The organism is Epilithonimonas bovis DSM 19482 (genome assembly GCF_900108115.1).
Lineage (GTDB): Bacteria > Bacteroidota > Bacteroidia > Flavobacteriales > Weeksellaceae > Epilithonimonas > Epilithonimonas bovis.
On sequence record NZ_FTPU01000019.1, the window covers coordinates 14,378 to 32,319 of the forward strand.

Below are 17,942 nucleotides of genomic sequence, written 5' to 3' on the forward strand. Positions count from 1 at the left end.
ATTAGTGGTTTGTTTGTTGTTTAACTATCTGTTATTAAGTGTATTAAATGCATTTTTTTTGCGGTTTTGATATAAAGGGGTGATTTTGTAAAAAAGTATATATTTAAAAAATATATATAGACCTTTTTTATGAAACATTTTTATAACCTGATCGCATTCTTAATTGCGATCGCAACATTTGCGCAGCAGCAGACTGTCACTTCTACAATCAGTCCTGCAACTTTTAACGACGACGAGTCTGTTACCATTACATTTAACGGTAATAGTATTGATGAGACAGCCTGGGGAATTGCCAACCATTCGCTTTATCTCTGGGCCTGGTCTTATGACAGCAGTGATGCCAATCCGTTGGATTGTCCTACCAACGGAACGTGGGGCGCATCCAACGAAGCCAATAAGTTGACTTACAATGCCGGTAATGATACTTATACAATTGCCTTTGTTCCAAAAACTTTCTACAACAGGACAGGGATTGGAAAAATAGGTTTCCTTCTGAAAACAAAAACCGGAAACGGACAATCTCAGAATTTCTATTCAGAGGTGGGGCGGTTTCAGTTTGTCACAACCACACCTGCGGACGGCTCGGTTAATTTTGTAGCTTCCGGCACCAGTTATCCCATCACTTACAGCACTTCTCTGCCCGCCAACTATGTTGTAAAATCGAACGGAAACACCATCTACACCGGCAACAATGTATCCGGTATTTCTGTTTCTCCAACCATTACCACAGATAATCAATTTCAGGTAACGGCAACAGACACGGCGTCTGGTACAACTCTTACATCCAATTTCTCTGTTTCCCCATCAGCTGACGTACAGACGGCTGCTATGCCGGCCTATATGAGGCAGGGGATCACTTATGACCCTGCGGACCCTACAAAAGTTGGCCTGGCTCTCTATGCGCCTTATAAAAATTATGTGCATGTGATTGGTAGTTTTGATAATAATAACTGGCAGATCTCATCCAATTACCTGATGAAAAGAGATACCAATAATCCGGATCTTTACTGGATCGAAATTACTGGACTTACGCCACAAAAAGTCTATACTTTCCAATACAGAACCAGTGACGGGATTAAGGTCGCCGATCCTTACTCTACCTTAGTTTTATCTCCGGATGATGATTCCTGGATTTCTTCTGCGATTTATCCGGAATTACAGAACACGATGAAATATCCTGCAGGGCAACAGTATGATGTATCGGTGATTCAAACTGCAAAACCGGCTTACAACTGGACAGTAACGAACTTCCAAAGGCCTGCAAAGCAGAATCTGATTGTGTACGAAGCTCTGGTAAGAGATTTTACGGAACAGAAAAACTGGCAGGCGATGATTGATAAAATCCCATATATCAAGGGACTCAATGTCAATGCCATCGAATTATTGCCGGTGATGGAATTTGATGGAAATAATTCTTGGGGTTATAATCCGGGATTCCATCTTGCGTTGGATAAAGCATACGGAACACCTGAAAAATTCAAGGAATTTATTGACAAGTGTCACCAAAATGGTATTGCAGTAATTTTAGATGTTGCACTTAATCATGCGACAGGAAGATCTCCGCTAGAAAGATTATGGTCCACAAGCACCACTGGCGCTTATGGAGATGTGGCGGCTAACAACCCATACTTCAACCAATTGCCAAAACATGCTTACAACGTATTTTATGATTTCAACCATTCAAAACCAGAAACAAGATATTATGTCAACAGAGTACTTGAACAGTGGATCTCGGAATATAAAATTGACGGTTTCCGCTGGGATCTCACCAAAGGTTTTACCCAGAATTGTACACCTTCGGACGAGGCCTGTACCGGTGCGTACCAGCAAGACAGAGTTGATGTTCTGAAGTTATATTCAGACTATCAATGGTCTTACGATCCAACTTCATATATTATTTTTGAACATTTGGGCGGAAACGCTGAAGAAAGAGAGTGGGCAAATTACAGACTGAATGAAGGAAAAGGTGTAATGATGTGGGACAATCTAGTTGGAGCTTACAATCAAAACACAATGGGTTATGATTCTGACAGCAATTTCAACCGAGTGGATTTCGAAAACCATACTTTTTCTGAAAGAAGAAACATCAGCTATGGTGAAAGTCACGACGAAGAAAGATTAATGTTCAAAAACCTAGCTTACGGAAACACCAATGGTTCTTACAATGTTAAAGATTTAAATACTGCGCTTGAAAGACAAAAAGCATTTGGTGCAGTTTTCTTTACAGTTCCAGGACCAAAAATGATTTGGCAATTTGGAGAATTGGGTTACGATTTCAGTATCAACCGATGCGAAAACGGAACGATTAGCAACGATTGCAGAACTTCTCCAAAACCTGTAGCTTTTACTTTAGGTTATGATACCAACGCTAATAGAAAAGCGGTTTATGATACTTGGTCAAAAATATTAGCAATCAGATTATCTAATCAAGTTTTTGATACAACTACTTTCACAGTAGAATCAGGAAATCTTTTACCAAGAATTTTTGTTTGGAATGATGCTTTACCTTCATCTTCTTTGAAAAATGTAGTTGTAGTAGCGAATTTCACAACAACGGCTCAAACTGTAACACCTAATTTCCCTTACGCCGGAACTTGGTATAATTTGATGGATAATTCTTCTATGAACGCTGGCGGTTCTACAACTGTCGTGCTTCAACCAGGAGAATTCAGAATTTTTGGTAATCAGACGGCTCTGGCAACTGATGAAACTAAAATTGATGCCAACAAAACATCATTACAAATCGTTCAGAATCCTGCTACTGACGGATTATTGAAAATCAGATACAGCAAAGCTAAAAACGGACAGATCAACATATACGATCTTAATGGCAAATTGGTAAAATCTTTCGGATTGAAATCTGCTAAAGGAGACGAAACATTCTCTGTCAACGGAATGACTTCTGGAACATACTTAGTTCAGTTAAAATCTGATGAAGGTTTGGCAGTTTCTAAACTAATCATTAAATAATACAAAATAAATTTTAAAATCAAATAAAATCGCCTCGAAAATTCGAGGCGATTTTTTATTTTTCAGAAAGTTCTTTCAGTTTGCCGAGCCCTTCCGAGAACGATTTGTTCATCTGCCAGGTCATCAGTGGTCTCATCGGTTTATAAAGCGTTTCAATTTCATAATCAATATTCCAAGTCACTTTGGTTCCCGAGCCTTCCGAAGCCAAAAGCAGGTCAGACGTTGCAGTATCATCCATCGGTTTGATAAAATGCATTTTCGTTGCCACTTTTTCGCCAGGCGTTATGGCCGTTATTTCCTGTTCACCTTCACCCACATCCTCATTGCCTTTCCAGTGGTAGCCGTCGCCCACCTCGCCACTCGTTCCTTTGTAAGTCACCGCCAGATTCGGGTCATATTTCATCCACGGGTTCCAGGTGTTGAAGGCTTTCATAGAGTTTACATTTTGCCACACTTTTTCTTTCGGAGCATTGATAACTAGAGAGTGTTCGTTATGACATTTGCTGTCAAAAAACAACATTGCAATCACACAATAAGCAATAAAAACCGCCAAAATGACGCCAATAATTTTCAAAAATTTTTTCATAAGTAGATTTTTATTTATTTTTAAAAGTCTTATGGAATCGCTATCGATTTCATAATTGACATAGTTTAAGTTAAAACAAATGTAAACAGAATTTCGTTTCGCAATAACTTTTATATACCTGTTTTTCATTTTTTGGGCGCCTGTATCCGCCCTCCGTTCCCGCTATTTTTTTATTGCGCAGAAACTGAGTCCGACAATAGAAATTGCATCCACCGCAATAAAAAAATGAGCTCCACTCAGGTCGGGGCGCAATTTTGTCATACTTTCAACTTTAGGTACTAAATTTGTGACTTCAATTAGATTAGAAAAAGGCTTCGAGAGCCTCAGCCTGACAGTGTAAAAACAACATACTTTGTACGTTGTCCTGCTGAGGATCTCGAAGCACATAAAAAATAAAATTCCATATTAAAATTATGAACCCACTTTTAGAAAAATTCAATACAAAATATACTTCATCACCTTTCGAGGAAATCAAAGAAGAACATTATCTTCCAGCATTTCAGGAATTAATTAAAACTTCCGAAAAAGAAATTGATGACATCGCCAATAATTCCGAAGCACCGACTTTCGGAAACACAATTGAAGCAATGGCTTTTTCAGGAGAGCAATTGGACAGGGTTTCCAATATTTTTTTCAATCTCAATTCTGCCGAAACCAATGACGAAATTCAGAAAATCGCTCAGGATGTTTCGCCGTTATTAACGGAATTCTCTTCCAAAATTTCGCAAAACGAAAAACTGTTTGACAGAATAAAAACGGTTTACGACCAAAAAGACAGCCTTTCTTTGAATGAAGAACAACAAATGCTACTCAACGAAACTTATAAAGGTTTTGTAAGAAGTGGAGCTTTGTTAAATGATGAAGACAAAAAGAAACTTGAAAAAATCAATATGGATTTATCTGTTAAGTCGCTTCAGTTCGGGCAAAATACCTTGGCTTCAACCAACGCTTACTTCAAACATATCACAGATAAAGAAGAATTGAAAGGAATTCCGGAAGCTATTCTTCATCAATACGAAGAAGATGCGAAAGAAAAAGGTTTGGATGGTTATGTCATTACGCTCCAATATCCAAGTTATCTGCCGGCGATCACGTATGCAGAAAACCGTGAACTGAGAAAAGAATTAGCTCTGGCTAACGGGAAAAAATCCTTTGATGGTGGAGAATTCGACAATCAGAACCTCATCAAAGAAATCGTAAAACTTCGTCAGGAAAAAGCGGAATTGCTGGGTTATAAAAATTTCGCCGATTTTGTTCTGGAAGAGAGAATGGCACAATCGCCCGAAAAAGTGTTCAATTTCCTGAATGAACTTTTGGAAAAAGCAACGCCTTATGCTCAAAAAGAAATTGAGGAATTGAAATCTCTGGCAAAAGCCGACGGAATTGAGGATTTGCAAAGCTATGATCACGCTTTTTACGCTGAGAAATTAAGAAAACAAAAATTTGATCTCAACGATGAAGAGCTGAAACCTTATTTCCAACTGGAGAAAGTGCAGGAAGCGGTTTTCGGATTAGCCGGAAAATTGTTTGGACTGGAATTTAAAGAAATTGATGATATTCAGAAATATCACGAGGATGTTAAAACTTATGAGATTGTTGAGGTTGGAAGTGGGAAGTTAGAAGATGGAAGTACAGAAAAAGGCTTCGAGAACCTCAGCCTGACAACTGACAACTATCAACCATCAACCAATTACAAAGCTCTGCTTTATGCCGATTATCACCCAAGAAAAGGGAAACGTGCCGGAGCCTGGATGACGAGCTATAAAAATCAGTACAAAAAAAACGGTGAAAACTCCAGGCCACATATTTCAGTGGTTTGCAACTTCACAAAACCGACAAAAGATACACCGAGTTTATTGACTTTCAACGAAGTGACAACTTTGTTCCACGAATTTGGGCATGCGCTTCACGGTATTTTAGCAGACACCCAATATCCTAATCTTTCCGGAACATCGGTTAAATGGGATTTTGTGGAACTACCTTCCCAGTTTTTGGAGAACTTCTGCTACGAACCCGAATTCCTGAAAACTTTTGCCAAACATTACCAAACCGGAGAAATCCTGCCAGACGAAAAAATCGAAAAACTGTCGCAAAGCAAGTCGTTTATGGAAGGTTATCAGACGATGAGACAGCTTGGTTTTGGGCTTTTGGATATGGCTTATCATACCAAATCTGATAAAGTTTCGGACATCAAAACTTTTGAAACCGAAGAAACCAAAGCCACCAATCTCTACCCAAGTAATCCGGAAACTGCGGCTAGCCCAAGTTTTTCCCATATTTTCCAGGGTGGCTATTCGGCAGGATATTATTCCTACAAATGGGCTGAGGTTCTGGATGCCGATGCATTTCAGTATTTCAAAGAAAACGGAATCTTCAATCCTGAAATTGCTGCGAAATATAAAATACTCCTGTCTTCCGGAGGAACAAAAGACCCGATGGAACTGTACAAAAACTTCCGTGGCAGTGAGCCAAAAGTGGAAAGCTTGCTGAAAAGGGCTTTCGGAGAATAATCCCTTTAAAAATTAAAAAAAAAAAATCGGGAAGCTCATTGCAACCCGATTTTTTTATAGACTTAGTTGATAATTTACATCGTCATACCGCCATCTACAGCCAATGCCTGACCGGTAACGTGTTTGGCTTCTGCCAAAAACAGAACGCCTTGCGCAATGTCTTCCGGGCTTTGATCTACACCTTGAGGAATCAGTGAACTTATATTTCTTTCCCAAGATTGTTCTTCGGTTTCGCCTTCTTTTTTCCATCGGTCGGCAATGCCGCCTTCGCCACGCCACATTCCGGTCCCGATAATGCCCGGGCAAATGGCATTCACGGTAATCCCTGTGGTTGCCACTTCTTTGGCGATACTGTTGGTAAACCCAATCACTGCAAATTTGGAAGCCACGTAGTGAGACAAGTGCGCCATGCCCATTTTGCCGGCGATAGATGCGGTATTAATAATCGCGCCGGCACCTTGCGGTTTCATCACTTCCAAGGCAGCTTTTGTACAGACAAAAACACTTTTCGCATTAATACCCAACACACGGTCCCATTCTTCGGTGGTCAGTTCTTCGATACTTCCAATGCCTACGACGCCTGCATTATTACAAGCCACATCCACAGAACCTAATTTTTTTGCCGTGTCCTGAAAAATATTTCTTACCGTTTCGTAATCAGAGACATCACCACCAAATGTTAGTGTTTCTGCGCCAAGTGCTTCTACATCGGCTTTTACTTTGTTCAGGAATTCTTCCTTCAGATCTACCAGAGCCAATTTTGCGCCTTCTTTGGCAAATGCCACTGCAATCGCATGGCCAAGCCCTCCGCCTGCGCCTGTTACCAAAACTACTTTGTTTTCAAATTTTTTCATAATGTTTGATTTTAATTTTTACTTTTTTATTGATGGTATGAAGTTAAGAAAATTCAGGATTAATCAGAAAAATAGGGAGAAGACAAACGTCAGTTATTAATAATATTCGAGAAAATCTCATAAAACAACCTTTTCTAAGCCGGGAACTTTTTTGATTAAGATGCATAATTCAATAAAAATCAATATTTTTGTAATAATATGTAGAAAACAACGCCGGCACAGATATAAGGATAGATCACAGCAAATTGAATAAAGGTGTTTATGTGATCCGTGTTAATCAGGATGGTCAGATTTTTACACAAAAAGTAATCAAGTAATAAACTCATATTAAACAATTTCAAAGTCGGTTTTATAGCCGGCTTTTTTTTGTGATCAGCATCAATATTATGTTAATTTTTGTCATTATTAATCCTAGATTTTTAACATAAAACCTGAAAGAAAACAAATTTCATGACTGTTTTCCGTGTAATGGCATAAGGTTTGCAAATTGTTAAAATGTTAAAGTAAAACGAAAAAATTAACGATATGAAAAAAATATTTTTTGGTGCAGTTGTTTTAGCAGCAGGATTGTTCTCAACTGCGAACGCACAGATTCAGGAAGGTAACTGGATGGTAGGTGGTAATTTAGTCGGCGCTGATTTTGGGCTTAACAAAGGTGGTGGATATAATTTTGCAATTCAACCTAAAGGAGCATATTTTATTAAGGATAATGTTGCTGTAGGTGGTTATGTGGATCTTGGTTTTAGTGGTGCAAAAGATGCAGCAACAACATTTAAATATAATGTGGGTGCTTTAGGTAGATATTATGTTTCTCCCGGAGAAGCTGGTGTAGACAATCTTCTTAACCACGGACGTTGGTTCTTTGAAGGTAACGTAGGTGTTGGCGGAAGTTCAATTTCAAAAGGAGGTGCCTCTTCTAATGGGTTGAATTTTGGATTTGGTCCTGGATATTCTTACTTTATTACGCCTAATATTGGTTTAGAAGGACTAGTGAAATATGATGCTAATGCAGGGTTTGGTAATGTTGGTTATACACACAGAATCACGTTTGGGGTTGGATTTCAAATTTACTTACCAACTTCACAAGCTAAGAGAATTGCCAACGAAGCAAAATAATTTTAAAATCTTTTTTTAGATATATTATAACCGGCAAATTGTCGGTTTTTTTATTAATTTTATATTTATGGAATATTTACACACCGTTTATGCGGTTTTACAACGCTGGTACATCCGGTTTGCTGAGTTAACGCCAAGATTGATTGTCGGTATATTGGTTTTCCTTTTTTTCCTGACAACCAGTACCTACCTTAGTAAATGGACAGTTAAACTTTTCCACAAGTTATTTCCTAAAACCAAAAACGATTCTGTAGTAACGCTGGTTGCTGTATTCAGATTTCTGATTATCCTTATGGGAACGTTTATCTCGCTGGAGATTATGGGCTTTAGTGGGTTTTTTATGAAGTTCCTAGGTAGTTTGGGGGTTGCCGGTGTTATTGCCGGCGTGGCACTCAAAGATCTTGTTTCGAGTATATTTTCGGGGATGCTGGTTGGTATTGATAAGGCTTTCAAGGTTGGAGATTATGTGACGATTGGCGGAAACTCCGGAACCGTGCAGGATATAGGCCTGTTAACAACCAAACTGATTACAGATGATGGCAAAAAGGTTTATATCCCCAATCAGGTTATTTTTAATTCAGCGTTTTTCAATATTACAGCCTCGCCACAACGCAGGATTATCCTCGATTTTGAAATTCCAGTAGGAGAGGATATTGCCAAAGCCAAAAGGGTTATTCTTGATGAAATAACACATATGCCACATGTGGATAGGACAGACGCTGCTGATGTTCTGTTTACCAATGTTACACAAGGTGTTTTTAATCTCCGGGTTAGATTTTGGTTGGAGATTGGTGGTGATTTTGCCACGCTGAAAAGTACTGCCATTATGAGTATTAATGACCGGCTTGCTAAAGAAGGGATTAACCTGGTAACGCCTACGAGTATTAATATTACCAATGTGGAAAATCCGGAGGATAAAAAATAGTTATAGACTTTGACAGCTTTCAAAATAAAAAACCGTTTCATTTGAAACGGTTTTTTGTATAATTTTTATCTTAGATAGATTAAGCTAAAACTTCTTTTACTTTATCAGCAGCTTCCTGCAAAGTAATTGCTGAATGGATTGGCAGTCCAGCTTCGTCGATTAATTTCTTAGCTTCTTCAGCATTAGTCCCCTGCAATCTCACGATCAATGGAACCGGGAATTTACCAATCTCTTTATAAGCGTCTACAACGCCCTGAGCTACTCTGTCACATCTTACGATACCACCAAAAATGTTAATAAGGATAGCTTCTACATTTGGGTCTTTAAGAATAATATCAAAAGCTGTTTTTACACGTTTTGCATCAGCGGTACCACCTACATCCAGGAAGTTGGCTGGGTTACCACCGGATAATTTAATCATATCCATAGTCGCCATTGCAAGACCGGCACCATTTACCATACAAGCTACGTTACCATCAAGCTTCACAAAGTTAAGGCCAGCGTCGCCAGCTTCTACGTCCATAGGGTCTTCTTCTCTTTTATCTCTCAGCTCAGCAAGATCTTTGTGTCTGTACAGGGCATTGTCATCCAAAGTTACCTTAGCATCTACCGCAATAATTTTGTTGTCGGAAGTTTTAAGAACCGGGTTAATCTCAAAAAGAGAAGCATCAATACCTGTGTAAGCATTGTATAGTGCGCTGATGAATTTTACAAAATCCTTGAAAGCGTTACCTTCCAGTCCAAGGTTGAAAGCGATTTTTCTTGCCTGGAAAGGCTGAAGGCCGTAAGCCGGATCAATCACTTCTTTATGAATAAGGTGTGGCGTTACTTCTGCCACATGCTCGATATCCATACCACCTTCGGTAGAATAAACAACAGTATTCTCTCCAAGAGCTCTGTCCAAAAGGATTGATACATAAAACTCTTTCGTCTCTGTCTCGCCAGGATAATATACATCTTCAGCAATCAGTACAGAATTAACTTTTTTCCCTTCTGCAGATGTTTGTGGTGTCACAAGCTGCATCCCGATAATGTTGCCGGCATTTTCCTTAAGCTTTTCCATAGTTGGGGAAAACTTAACGCCGCCACCTTTACCACGGCCACCAGCGTGGATCTGAGCTTTTACTACCCATCCCTGTGCACCGGTTTCTGCGGTTAGTTTTTCAGCAGCAGCCACTGCCTCGTCCACATTGTTTGCAACAAAACCGCGCTGGATGTTAACGCCGTATTTTGCTAAAATCTCTTTTGATTGATACTCGTGAAGATTCATAATATTGTATTGATTATTTTTTAAATTTTATAAGATGGACAAATTTAATAAAAAGAGATGAATTATAGGATATAATTGTCTGATTGAAATCAGTTTTGTTTATAACTGAGCTATAATCCGGCAAATGATGTTTCTATGGTTTACTGGTGCCCAAATTTTAAGTCAATTAAATAGTTTTGAGTATTTTAAGAAACCGTTAAAAGCCCAATTCGCCGTATAATACAAAGATTTTAGCGCTGAAAATTTCATATAATCTCTGTAAACCAGGTATTGGTCCTTCATTACATCAGATTTGTTTCTGGAAACACTGTTGGGAAGCATCCGGTATTTTGACAAAGTCTTTTTCAAAGGTTTTCCTTGCGGGATTTTTTTGAGAAGTTCCAGCCACATCACGTGATCTTCGCGTTTGGTACCTTCGGGGAAGTAGAGTTTCCCAACTCTTTTGGAATCGTACATCGAGGCTAACAAAGATAATCGGCATGTTTTCAAAAGATTGTCAAAATTGACAATAGTATCCGCCTCGAAATCGCCGATTTTTGTCGGATTAAGGTTTTCATCGCAACGGGAATAGGTAGAATAAGCCAGTTCTGTATTTTCAGATTTCATAAAGTTGACCATTTCTTCAAGAAAATTGGGTTCCCAAAAGTCATCGGCATCCAAAAAAGTAATGAATCTTCCGGTCGCATTTTTAAGTGAAATATTCCTGGCATGTCCGGCGCCACCATTTTTCTCTGCTTTGAAAACTTTGATTCTTGGGTCATTTTGATTTTCAAGAATTTCTACGGATTGGTCGGTTGAACAATCATCGGTAATCAGCCATTCCCAGTCTTTGAAAGTTTGATTAAGTACGGAACTAATGGTTTCTTTCAAATATTTTGAAGAATTGTAACATGGTGTGATGATTGAGATTTCCGCCACTTGCGATTTTTTACAAAGATAAATATATAGACTTTAAGATAATAGATGAAAGATAAAAGACTTTTAATAATGAATAATCAATATTTCCGTACAGTTTGTCATTCCGTAGGAATCTCAAATTGCTTAGATTCCTACGGAATGACAAAAAGAGTATTTAAATGTGGATGTTGATTCGAAGCTGAAACCTGCGCCCCGACCTGAGTGGAGCTCTTTTTTGTGATTGCGATTGCTAAATGGTTCTATTGATAACTAAGCTTGCTTCGCAATAACAAAAAAAGCGGGAACGGAGGGCGGATAAAGGCGCCCAAATAATTATTATTATCGAAAAGCAAACATGAAAATTTTGAGTTGTGAATTGCTTTCAAAATCTTAACTTTGTGAATCTTAAAAAAATTATTCATTATTAATTCTTACTTTATAGAATGTTTTACGACCATCAGCAGATAGAGAAAAAGTGGCAGAAATACTGGGAAGACAACCAAACTTACAAGACTTCCGACTCAAACGATAAACCGAAATTCTACGTCCTCGATATGTTTCCGTATCCTTCCGGAGCAGGATTACATGTAGGGCACCCACTCGGTTACATTGCTTCTGACATCTATGCGCGATACAAAAGACATCAGGGCTTCAACGTTTTGCATCCGGTTGGTTACGATAGTTTCGGGCTTCCGGCGGAGCAATATGCCATCCAGACAGGGACGCATCCTGCCATTACAACCGAACAAAATATCACGAGATACGAGGAGCAGTTAAGAAAAATTGGTTTTTCTTTTGACTGGAGCAGGGAAGTGCGGACTTCAGACCCTTCCTATTATAAATGGACACAATGGATTTTTATCCAATTGTTTCATTCTTGGTATAATAAAGGTACAGATAAGGCGGAATCTATCGAAACCTTAATCCAACATTTTGAGGAAAAAGGAACGGAAGGTCTTGATGCGAATCAAAATGAGGAACTGGATTTCACTTCAGAAGAGTGGAAATCTTATTCTGATATTAAAAAAGAAGAAATCTTATTGAATTATCGTTTGGCTTACAGAGCGGAAACAACGGTGAACTGGTGTCCGGCTTTGGGAACCGTTTTGGCGAACGACGAAATAAAAGACGGAAAATCCGAAAGAGGTGGTTATCCTGTTTATCAAAAGAAAATGATGCAGTGGAGTATGAGGATTTCTGCCTATTCCGAGAGATTGTTGCAGGGTCTTAAAACTTTGGATTGGCCTCAGCCTTTGAAAGATGCTCAGGAATATTGGATTGGGAAATCTCAGGGTGCGCAGGTGGAATTTAAAGTTCAAAGTTCAAATATTCAAGGTTCTGAAACGTTGAACTCCGAATCCGAAACTTTGCACATAACTGTTTTCACAACGCGACCTGATACAATCTTCGGAGCGACCTTTATGGTTTTAGCGCCGGAAAATCCTTTAGTTCAAAATTTAACTACTCAGGAACAAAAAGCTGAGGTTGATAATTACATAGAAGAAACTTCTAAAAAAACAGAGCGTGATAGAATGGCTGACGTGAAAAACGTGAGCGGTGCTTTCACAGGAAGTTATGCGATTAATCCTTTTACCGGGAACAAAATTCCGGTTTATATTTCGGATTATGTTTTGATGGGTTACGGCACCGGAGCTGTAATGGCTGTTCCTGCACACGATGAGCGTGACCATAGATTTGCTAAGAAATTCGGTTTGGAAATCATTAATGTAATTAAAAATGATAATGATGTTCAGGAAGAAGCTTATGATTCTAAAGATTCGGTTTGTGTGAATTCTGATTTCTTGAATGGTCTTAATTATAATGATGCGAAAGCAAAAATAATTGCCGAAATCGAAAATAAAGGAATCGGTCACGGAACTACGAATTACAGACAACGTGATGCGATTTTCTCCAGACAAAGATATTGGGGCGAACCGGTTCCTATATATTATAAAGAAGGAATGCCTTACACGTTGCCCAATTCTGCTTTGCCTTTGGAGCTTCCTGAGGTTGAAAAATATTTACCAACCGAAGATGGCGATCCACCATTAGGCAATGCAAAAACATTTGCCTGGGACGAGGTGAATCAGAAAGTAGTCGATACCAATTTGGTTGATGACAAAACGGTTTTCCCGTTAGAATTATCCACAATGCCAGGTTGGGCGGGAAGTTCCTGGTATTTCCTGAGATATATGGACCCGAATGATGATGAGGTTTTCTGTAAAAAAGAATTGTCAGATTATTGGGGGCAGGTTGATTTATATATTGGAGGTAGTGAGCACGCAACCGGACATTTGTTGTATTCCCGTTTCTGGAATATGTTCTTAAAGGACAGAGGTTATATCGAACAAAATGAGCCTTTTCAAAAGCTGATTAACCAAGGAATGATTTTGGGGATGAGTGCTTTTGTTTATAGAATTGATGGAACCAATCAATATGTTTCTAAAAATTTAGCGAAAGATTACAAAACTCAAGCAATCCACGTTGACGTATCATTATTAAAAGGAACAACCGACGAATTAGATACAGAAGCTTTCAAAGCCTGGAGACCCGATTACGCGGATGCAGAATTCATCTTGGAAGATGGGAAATACATCACAGGGCGTGAAGTTGAAAAAATGTCCAAATCCAAATACAACGTCGTCAATCCTGATGATATTTGTGAAGAATATGGAGCAGACGGTTTAAGATTATATGAAATGTTCCTCGGTCCATTAGAGCAATCCAAACCTTGGAACACGCAAGGCCTAAGCGGTGTTTATGGTTTCCTGAAAAAATTCTGGAATTTGTATTTTGATGGTGATCAATTCTCTGTTTCTGATGAAGAGCCAACCAAAGAAGAGTACAAAGTCCTGCACGCATTAATCAAGAAAGTGGTTTACGATATCGAGAATTTTTCGTTCAATACGTCTGTATCATCATTTATGATAGCAGTCAATGAGTTACAGAAACTAAAATGTAATAAAAGAGCCATTCTGGAACCATTAGCAATTATTATTTCACCTTATGCGCCACATATTTGTGAGGAGGTATGGAATTTGCTAGGACATAACGATTCAGTAGAATTTGCAGCGTTTCCTCATCTGGATGAGTCTTATCTTGTTGAAGATGAGATAGATTACCCTGTAAGTTTCAATGGTAAGATGAAGTTTAAGATAAAATTGGCAGCTGATCTGGGCAAAGATGAAGTTGAGGAAACTGTAATGAATAACGAAGAGGTTAAAAGGATCTTGGGTGCAAATTCGGTGAAAAAATTCATCTTTGTTCCGAAAAAAATCATTAATATTGTTAGCTAATTAAGTGATTCTTGGGAAATGTTAAGAAAAATTATTATTCTCCAAAGTCTATTGCTTGGAAATTAAAATGATAATAAATGCAAATCAAATTTAATTAATTTCTCTTAATGTTCACAAAACAGATAATAAATTCACAAAAACACTGTTTTAATTTAATTAATAATTAAAGTTCTGTCTTTTTATAGATAAAAAAATCATAAGTCAAAGCAAAAATATTTTTGCATTTTTAAAATATTTGACTTTATTTTACACGATAAAATTTAACAATTATAATTTAGTTTTAATATGGAAATGAATGTTTCAAACACAGATGAGCAAGTAGTTGCTAGAAAAAAGGGAGGTCTTAATCCTGCGATTGTTATTCCAATTTTATTTTTAGTTGGTATTGCAATCTATTTATTTATTTTAGGAAATCCATCGAATTTCCAGCAAGAGGCACAAGACGGTGGTGCTTCAGTTGCGTTTTCAAGCATCCCACACGAGAAATTGGTACCACAAGGTTTAGGTGTTATCTACATGGGAGGTTTCCTTGTTCCTGTTTTGATTACTTTCATGATTATTGTAATCGTTTTCTCAATAGAGCGTGCATTTGTTCTTAGCAAAGCAGCTGGAAACGGAAACGTGGATAATTTTGTAGTCAAAGTAAGAAGTTTGTTGAACAGCAACAAAGTAGATGAGGCATTGGAAGAATGTGACAGACAACAAGGTTCTATCGGGAACGTTGTAAAAGAAGGTCTTACAACTTACAAAGCTTTGGCTCATGACACAACTTTGGACAAAGAACAGAAAATGGCTGGTCTTAACAAAGCTATCGAAGAAGCTACAACATTAGAAATGCCAATGCTTGAAAGAAATATGAATATCTTGTCAACTTTGGGTACTGTTGCAACTTTGGTCGCACTATTAGGAACCGTAATCGGTATGATCAGATCATTCCAGGCTTTGGGTAACGCAGGTGGTACACCAGATGCAGCAGCTTTATCAATCGGTATCTCAGAAGCCTTGATGAATACGGCACTAGGTATTGGTACTTCTGCAGTAGCGATTATCCTATATAACTATTTTACATCTAAGATTGACGGTCTTACTTACAAGATTGATGAGATCTCTATGAGTATTCAGCAGTCTTTTGCAGAATTTCACTAATAGAAAAACTTTGGGGCTTTCCCCAAATTGTAGAAATGCCAACGATGGTATTCTGAAAATAATATAAATAGTTAATTAAGGTATTCAAATAATGGCGAGAATAAAACCAAAAAGACACGGTGTGGCTTTGGATATGACAGCGATGTGTGATGTAACGTTCTTACTTTTGACGTTCTTCATCATGACAACGCAGTTCAAAAAGCCAGACGTGGAACAGATAAAACCGCCTTCCTCGATATCAGAAAAGTTACTTCCTGATGCCAGTCTGATGATAATTAATGTTAACAAAGACGGTATATTCTATTTTCAACCCGTAGACAATGCAACTGAAAAAATTCAGCTTCTTGAGAGAATGGGGCAAAAATACAGGATTACTTTTACCGATGCAGAAAAAGTAGCTTTTTCTAAGCTAACAGCGGTAGGCGTTCCTATGGGACAATTAAAAAGCTTTCTTGATCTTCCTGCCGATAAGCAAAAAGATTTCAAAGCAACAGAAGGTGTCCCTATGGAGGATACAAACAAGCAGTTAATTGATTGGGTACAGCAGAGTCTTGCGATTAATCCTAACTATAAGTTGGCAATCAAGGGCGATGTAACCACAAAATATCCAAAGGTTAAAGGATTGTTTGAAGGTTTAAGAGATATAGATTTTCTTAAATTTTGGCTGATCACATCACAAGAAACTAACCCAGGAAATTAATTCTATAAAAAATGGCAGAAGTACAGGTAAAAGAAGATAGCGGGAAAGGCGGCAAAGTCCGTTCGAAAAAGCATAACCCCCGCGTAGATATGACGCCGATGGTAGACTTAAATTTCCTTATGTTAATGTTCTTTATGTTTACCACGACATTCAGCAAACCCAATGTTATGGATCTTGGTCTTCCGGCAAAACCTAAAAAAGAACAGAAACAACCGGATACAGAGATTAAGTTAAGTAATTCCATTTCTATCATCATAGGAAAAGATAACAAAGTCTTTTACCATCAGCAGGACCAGCAGGGCCTTAATGATCAGACTTTATTAGAAACTACCTTTGACAGAGAAGGAATCACAAAAGTAATCGAGCAGGCAAAAGCCGGAGCCGCAGATAAAGACAAATTTACTGTCATTATCAAGCCAACCGACGATGCCGTATATAAGAATTTTGTAGACATTCTTGATGAGATGGCTATTACCAAAAACGAAAGATATGGGGTTACTGATATCAAACCGTGGGAACTGGCTATCTATAAGAGAAAAGTTGGAGAGCAATAATCCATCTGCAAATATCATTTTAAATTATTAACAATGACAGAAGATAATGTGAACTACACTCCGTCTTTGGATGAGATTGTTTTTCAAAACAGAAATAAAGAGTATGGAGCATATGACTTAAGGACTCAATATCCTAAGCTGCTTACAAGATCTTTTATTATCGGAACCATATTCTTTCTGCTTCTTGCAGCGTCACCTCTGATTTACCTTAAAATTCAGCAAATGAATGCTAAGGAAAAAACAGAAGTTGATGCCAAATTGGTTAACATTCTCGAAGAAGAACCAATCCTGGAGCAGCCGAAAGAAGAAACTCCTCCACCTCCACCTCCACCAAAAGAGGAAGAGAAGCAGGAGGTTATCCAAAACGTAGTTCCTGAACCTAAGAGAGTTCCTAAGATAGAGACACCTCCGCCGCCAATTACAAAGCAATTGGAGACGACTACAGGTTTGGTAGCACAAGAAGGGGTGAAAACACCTTCTTATACGCCACCACCACCACCGCCATCTACAGGAACCAGAACAGGAACCGCTGAAGTAAAACCTGTAACCAACGAGGTTTATGAATCCGTTGACCAGGCTGCAGAATTCCCTGGAGGTACAAACTCTTTCCGTACGAAGTTCCAGAATAATTTTGATGCTGGAAATCTGGAAGGTGAAGGGACGTTGAAAACAGAAATTACCTTTGTAGTAGAAAAAGATGGGTCTATCACCCAGGTTAAAGCTACAGGTCCTAACGCTGATTTTAACAGAGAAGCAGAGGCAACTGTAAAAGGGATCAGAACTAAATGGACACCAGGTAAGGTTAACGGCCAGCCGGTAAGATCTAGATTTAGATTCCCAGTTACGATGAATTTCCAATAAAAGATTAATTAGTAACGTATTATATAAAAGAGAAGTTTTTTTAACTTCTCTTTTTTTATTAGATTTGTAGTATGTTTAATTGGCTTTCTTTATTAACAGGTTTCTTCTACATCGTCTTAGGAGTTGTTGTTATACTTTACAAATTTTTCATTATTATTCTTGAACCAAATGTGGCTTACATGTTGGGAGCACTTCTTATTGCTTACGGTATCTTCCGTATCGTGAGAGGGATTATCAGAATAAAAAATAACGATTAA

Annotated in this window: 14 protein-coding genes and 1 pseudogene; 11 read left to right on the forward strand and 4 right to left on the reverse strand. The window is 38.3% G+C overall.

Going from position 1 to position 17,942, the window contains the following annotated elements:
- The first annotated feature begins 129 nt into the window (after nt 1-129).
- Nucleotides 130-2,970 carry an alpha-amylase family glycosyl hydrolase gene (locus B0B05_RS09405; protein WP_076783400.1) on the forward strand — a complete coding sequence of 947 codons (2,841 nt, stop codon included), beginning with the start codon at nt 130-132 and terminating at the stop codon, nt 2,968-2,970.
- 55 nt (nt 2,971-3,025) lie between these two features.
- On the opposite strand, the gene B0B05_RS09410 is transcribed toward B0B05_RS09405, so the two are convergent.
- The gene (locus B0B05_RS09410; RefSeq protein WP_076783401.1) at nt 3,026-3,556 is read right to left on the reverse strand and encodes an SRPBCC family protein; all 531 of its coding nucleotides are present in this window, start codon (nt 3,554-3,556) and stop codon (nt 3,026-3,028) included.
- Between the two features lie 413 nt (nt 3,557-3,969).
- Here B0B05_RS09410 and B0B05_RS09415 point away from each other — a divergent pair, with 413 nt between their 5' ends.
- Entirely contained in the window at nt 3,970-6,066 is a 2,097-nt protein-coding gene (locus tag B0B05_RS09415; protein ID WP_076783402.1) for a M3 family metallopeptidase, read from the forward strand.
- Between the two features lie 74 nt (nt 6,067-6,140).
- Here the strand turns inward: B0B05_RS09415 and B0B05_RS09420 are convergent, their stop codons facing one another.
- Nucleotides 6,141-6,920 carry an SDR family NAD(P)-dependent oxidoreductase gene (locus B0B05_RS09420; protein WP_076783403.1) on the reverse strand — a complete coding sequence of 260 codons (780 nt, stop codon included), beginning with the start codon at nt 6,918-6,920 and terminating at the stop codon, nt 6,141-6,143.
- Between the two features lie 218 nt (nt 6,921-7,138).
- Here B0B05_RS09420 and B0B05_RS17215 point away from each other — a divergent pair.
- The 3 genes and pseudogenes from B0B05_RS17215 to B0B05_RS09435 all read left to right on the forward strand — a co-directional run.
- Nucleotides 7,139-7,237: pseudogene (locus B0B05_RS17215) on the forward strand (T9SS type A sorting domain-containing protein); the annotation flags it as partial.
- A 208-nt stretch (nt 7,238-7,445) separates the two neighbouring features.
- Entirely contained in the window at nt 7,446-8,036 is a 591-nt protein-coding gene (locus tag B0B05_RS09430) for a hypothetical protein (protein WP_076783404.1), read from the forward strand.
- A 67-nt stretch (nt 8,037-8,103) separates the two neighbouring features.
- Entirely contained in the window at nt 8,104-8,961 is an 858-nt protein-coding gene (locus B0B05_RS09435; RefSeq protein ID WP_143745988.1) for a mechanosensitive ion channel family protein, read from the forward strand.
- Nucleotides 8,962-9,040: 79 nt separating this feature from the next.
- Here the strand turns inward: B0B05_RS09435 and sucC are convergent, their stop codons facing one another.
- Both sucC and B0B05_RS09445 read right to left on the reverse strand, forming a co-directional pair.
- A complete protein-coding gene (gene sucC / locus B0B05_RS09440; RefSeq protein WP_076783406.1) occupies nt 9,041-10,231 on the reverse strand; it encodes an ADP-forming succinate--CoA ligase subunit beta in 1,191 nt (396 codons plus the stop codon).
- A 162-nt stretch (nt 10,232-10,393) separates the two neighbouring features.
- On the reverse strand, nt 10,394-11,149 hold the full coding sequence (locus tag B0B05_RS09445) for a glycosyltransferase family 2 protein (protein WP_076783407.1): 756 nt from the start codon (nt 11,147-11,149) through the stop codon (nt 10,394-10,396).
- Between the two features lie 422 nt (nt 11,150-11,571).
- On the opposite strand from B0B05_RS09445, the gene leuS reads away from it, so the two are divergent.
- The 6 genes from leuS to B0B05_RS09475 all read left to right on the forward strand — a co-directional run bounded on the left by leuS (nt 11,572) and on the right by B0B05_RS09475 (nt 17,942).
- Entirely contained in the window at nt 11,572-14,424 is a 2,853-nt protein-coding gene (gene leuS, locus B0B05_RS09450; RefSeq protein WP_076783408.1) for a leucine--tRNA ligase, read from the forward strand.
- A gap of 285 nt (nt 14,425-14,709) precedes the next feature.
- Nucleotides 14,710-15,570 (forward strand): MotA/TolQ/ExbB proton channel family protein, encoded by an 861-nt coding sequence (locus B0B05_RS09455; RefSeq protein WP_076783409.1) that lies wholly within the window; start codon nt 14,710-14,712, stop codon nt 15,568-15,570.
- A 91-nt stretch (nt 15,571-15,661) separates the two neighbouring features.
- Nucleotides 15,662-16,270: an ExbD/TolR family protein gene (locus B0B05_RS09460; protein WP_076783410.1), complete on the forward strand. Its 609-nt coding sequence runs from the start codon at nt 15,662-15,664 to the stop codon at nt 16,268-16,270.
- 11 nt (nt 16,271-16,281) lie between these two features.
- Complete coding sequence (locus tag B0B05_RS09465; RefSeq protein ID WP_076783411.1) at nt 16,282-16,824, forward strand: ExbD/TolR family protein; 543 nt, start codon at nt 16,282-16,284, stop codon at nt 16,822-16,824.
- Nucleotides 16,825-16,857: 33 nt separating this feature from the next.
- Nucleotides 16,858-17,685, forward strand: coding sequence for an energy transducer TonB (locus B0B05_RS09470; RefSeq protein WP_076783412.1), 828 nt, complete (start codon nt 16,858-16,860; stop codon nt 17,683-17,685).
- A 71-nt stretch (nt 17,686-17,756) separates the two neighbouring features.
- The gene (locus B0B05_RS09475; protein ID WP_076783413.1) at nt 17,757-17,942 is read left to right on the forward strand and encodes a C4-dicarboxylate ABC transporter; all 186 of its coding nucleotides are present in this window, start codon (nt 17,757-17,759) and stop codon (nt 17,940-17,942) included.

What these genes read in the sequence shown, in the direction of transcription:
- B0B05_RS09405 (WP_076783400.1), top strand. Translation starts at nt 130, where the DNA reads ATGAAACATTTTTATAACCTGATCGCATTCTTAATTGCGATCGCAACA.
- B0B05_RS09410 (WP_076783401.1), bottom strand. Translation starts at nt 3,556, where the DNA reads ATGAAAAAATTTTTGAAAATTATTGGCGTCATTTTGGCGGTTTTTATT.
- B0B05_RS09415 (WP_076783402.1), top strand. Translation starts at nt 3,970, where the DNA reads ATGAACCCACTTTTAGAAAAATTCAATACAAAATATACTTCATCACCT.
- B0B05_RS09420 (WP_076783403.1), bottom strand. Translation starts at nt 6,920, where the DNA reads ATGAAAAAATTTGAAAACAAAGTAGTTTTGGTAACAGGCGCAGGCGGA.
- B0B05_RS09430 (WP_076783404.1), top strand. Translation starts at nt 7,446, where the DNA reads ATGAAAAAAATATTTTTTGGTGCAGTTGTTTTAGCAGCAGGATTGTTC.
- B0B05_RS09435 (WP_143745988.1), top strand. Translation starts at nt 8,104, where the DNA reads ATGGAATATTTACACACCGTTTATGCGGTTTTACAACGCTGGTACATC.
- sucC (WP_076783406.1), bottom strand. Translation starts at nt 10,231, where the DNA reads ATGAATCTTCACGAGTATCAATCAAAAGAGATTTTAGCAAAATACGGC.
- leuS (WP_076783408.1), top strand. Translation starts at nt 11,572, where the DNA reads ATGTTTTACGACCATCAGCAGATAGAGAAAAAGTGGCAGAAATACTGG.
- B0B05_RS09455 (WP_076783409.1), top strand. Translation starts at nt 14,710, where the DNA reads ATGGAAATGAATGTTTCAAACACAGATGAGCAAGTAGTTGCTAGAAAA.
- B0B05_RS09460 (WP_076783410.1), top strand. Translation starts at nt 15,662, where the DNA reads ATGGCGAGAATAAAACCAAAAAGACACGGTGTGGCTTTGGATATGACA.
- B0B05_RS09465 (WP_076783411.1), top strand. Translation starts at nt 16,282, where the DNA reads ATGGCAGAAGTACAGGTAAAAGAAGATAGCGGGAAAGGCGGCAAAGTC.
- B0B05_RS09470 (WP_076783412.1), top strand. Translation starts at nt 16,858, where the DNA reads ATGACAGAAGATAATGTGAACTACACTCCGTCTTTGGATGAGATTGTT.
- B0B05_RS09475 (WP_076783413.1), top strand. Translation starts at nt 17,757, where the DNA reads ATGTTTAATTGGCTTTCTTTATTAACAGGTTTCTTCTACATCGTCTTA.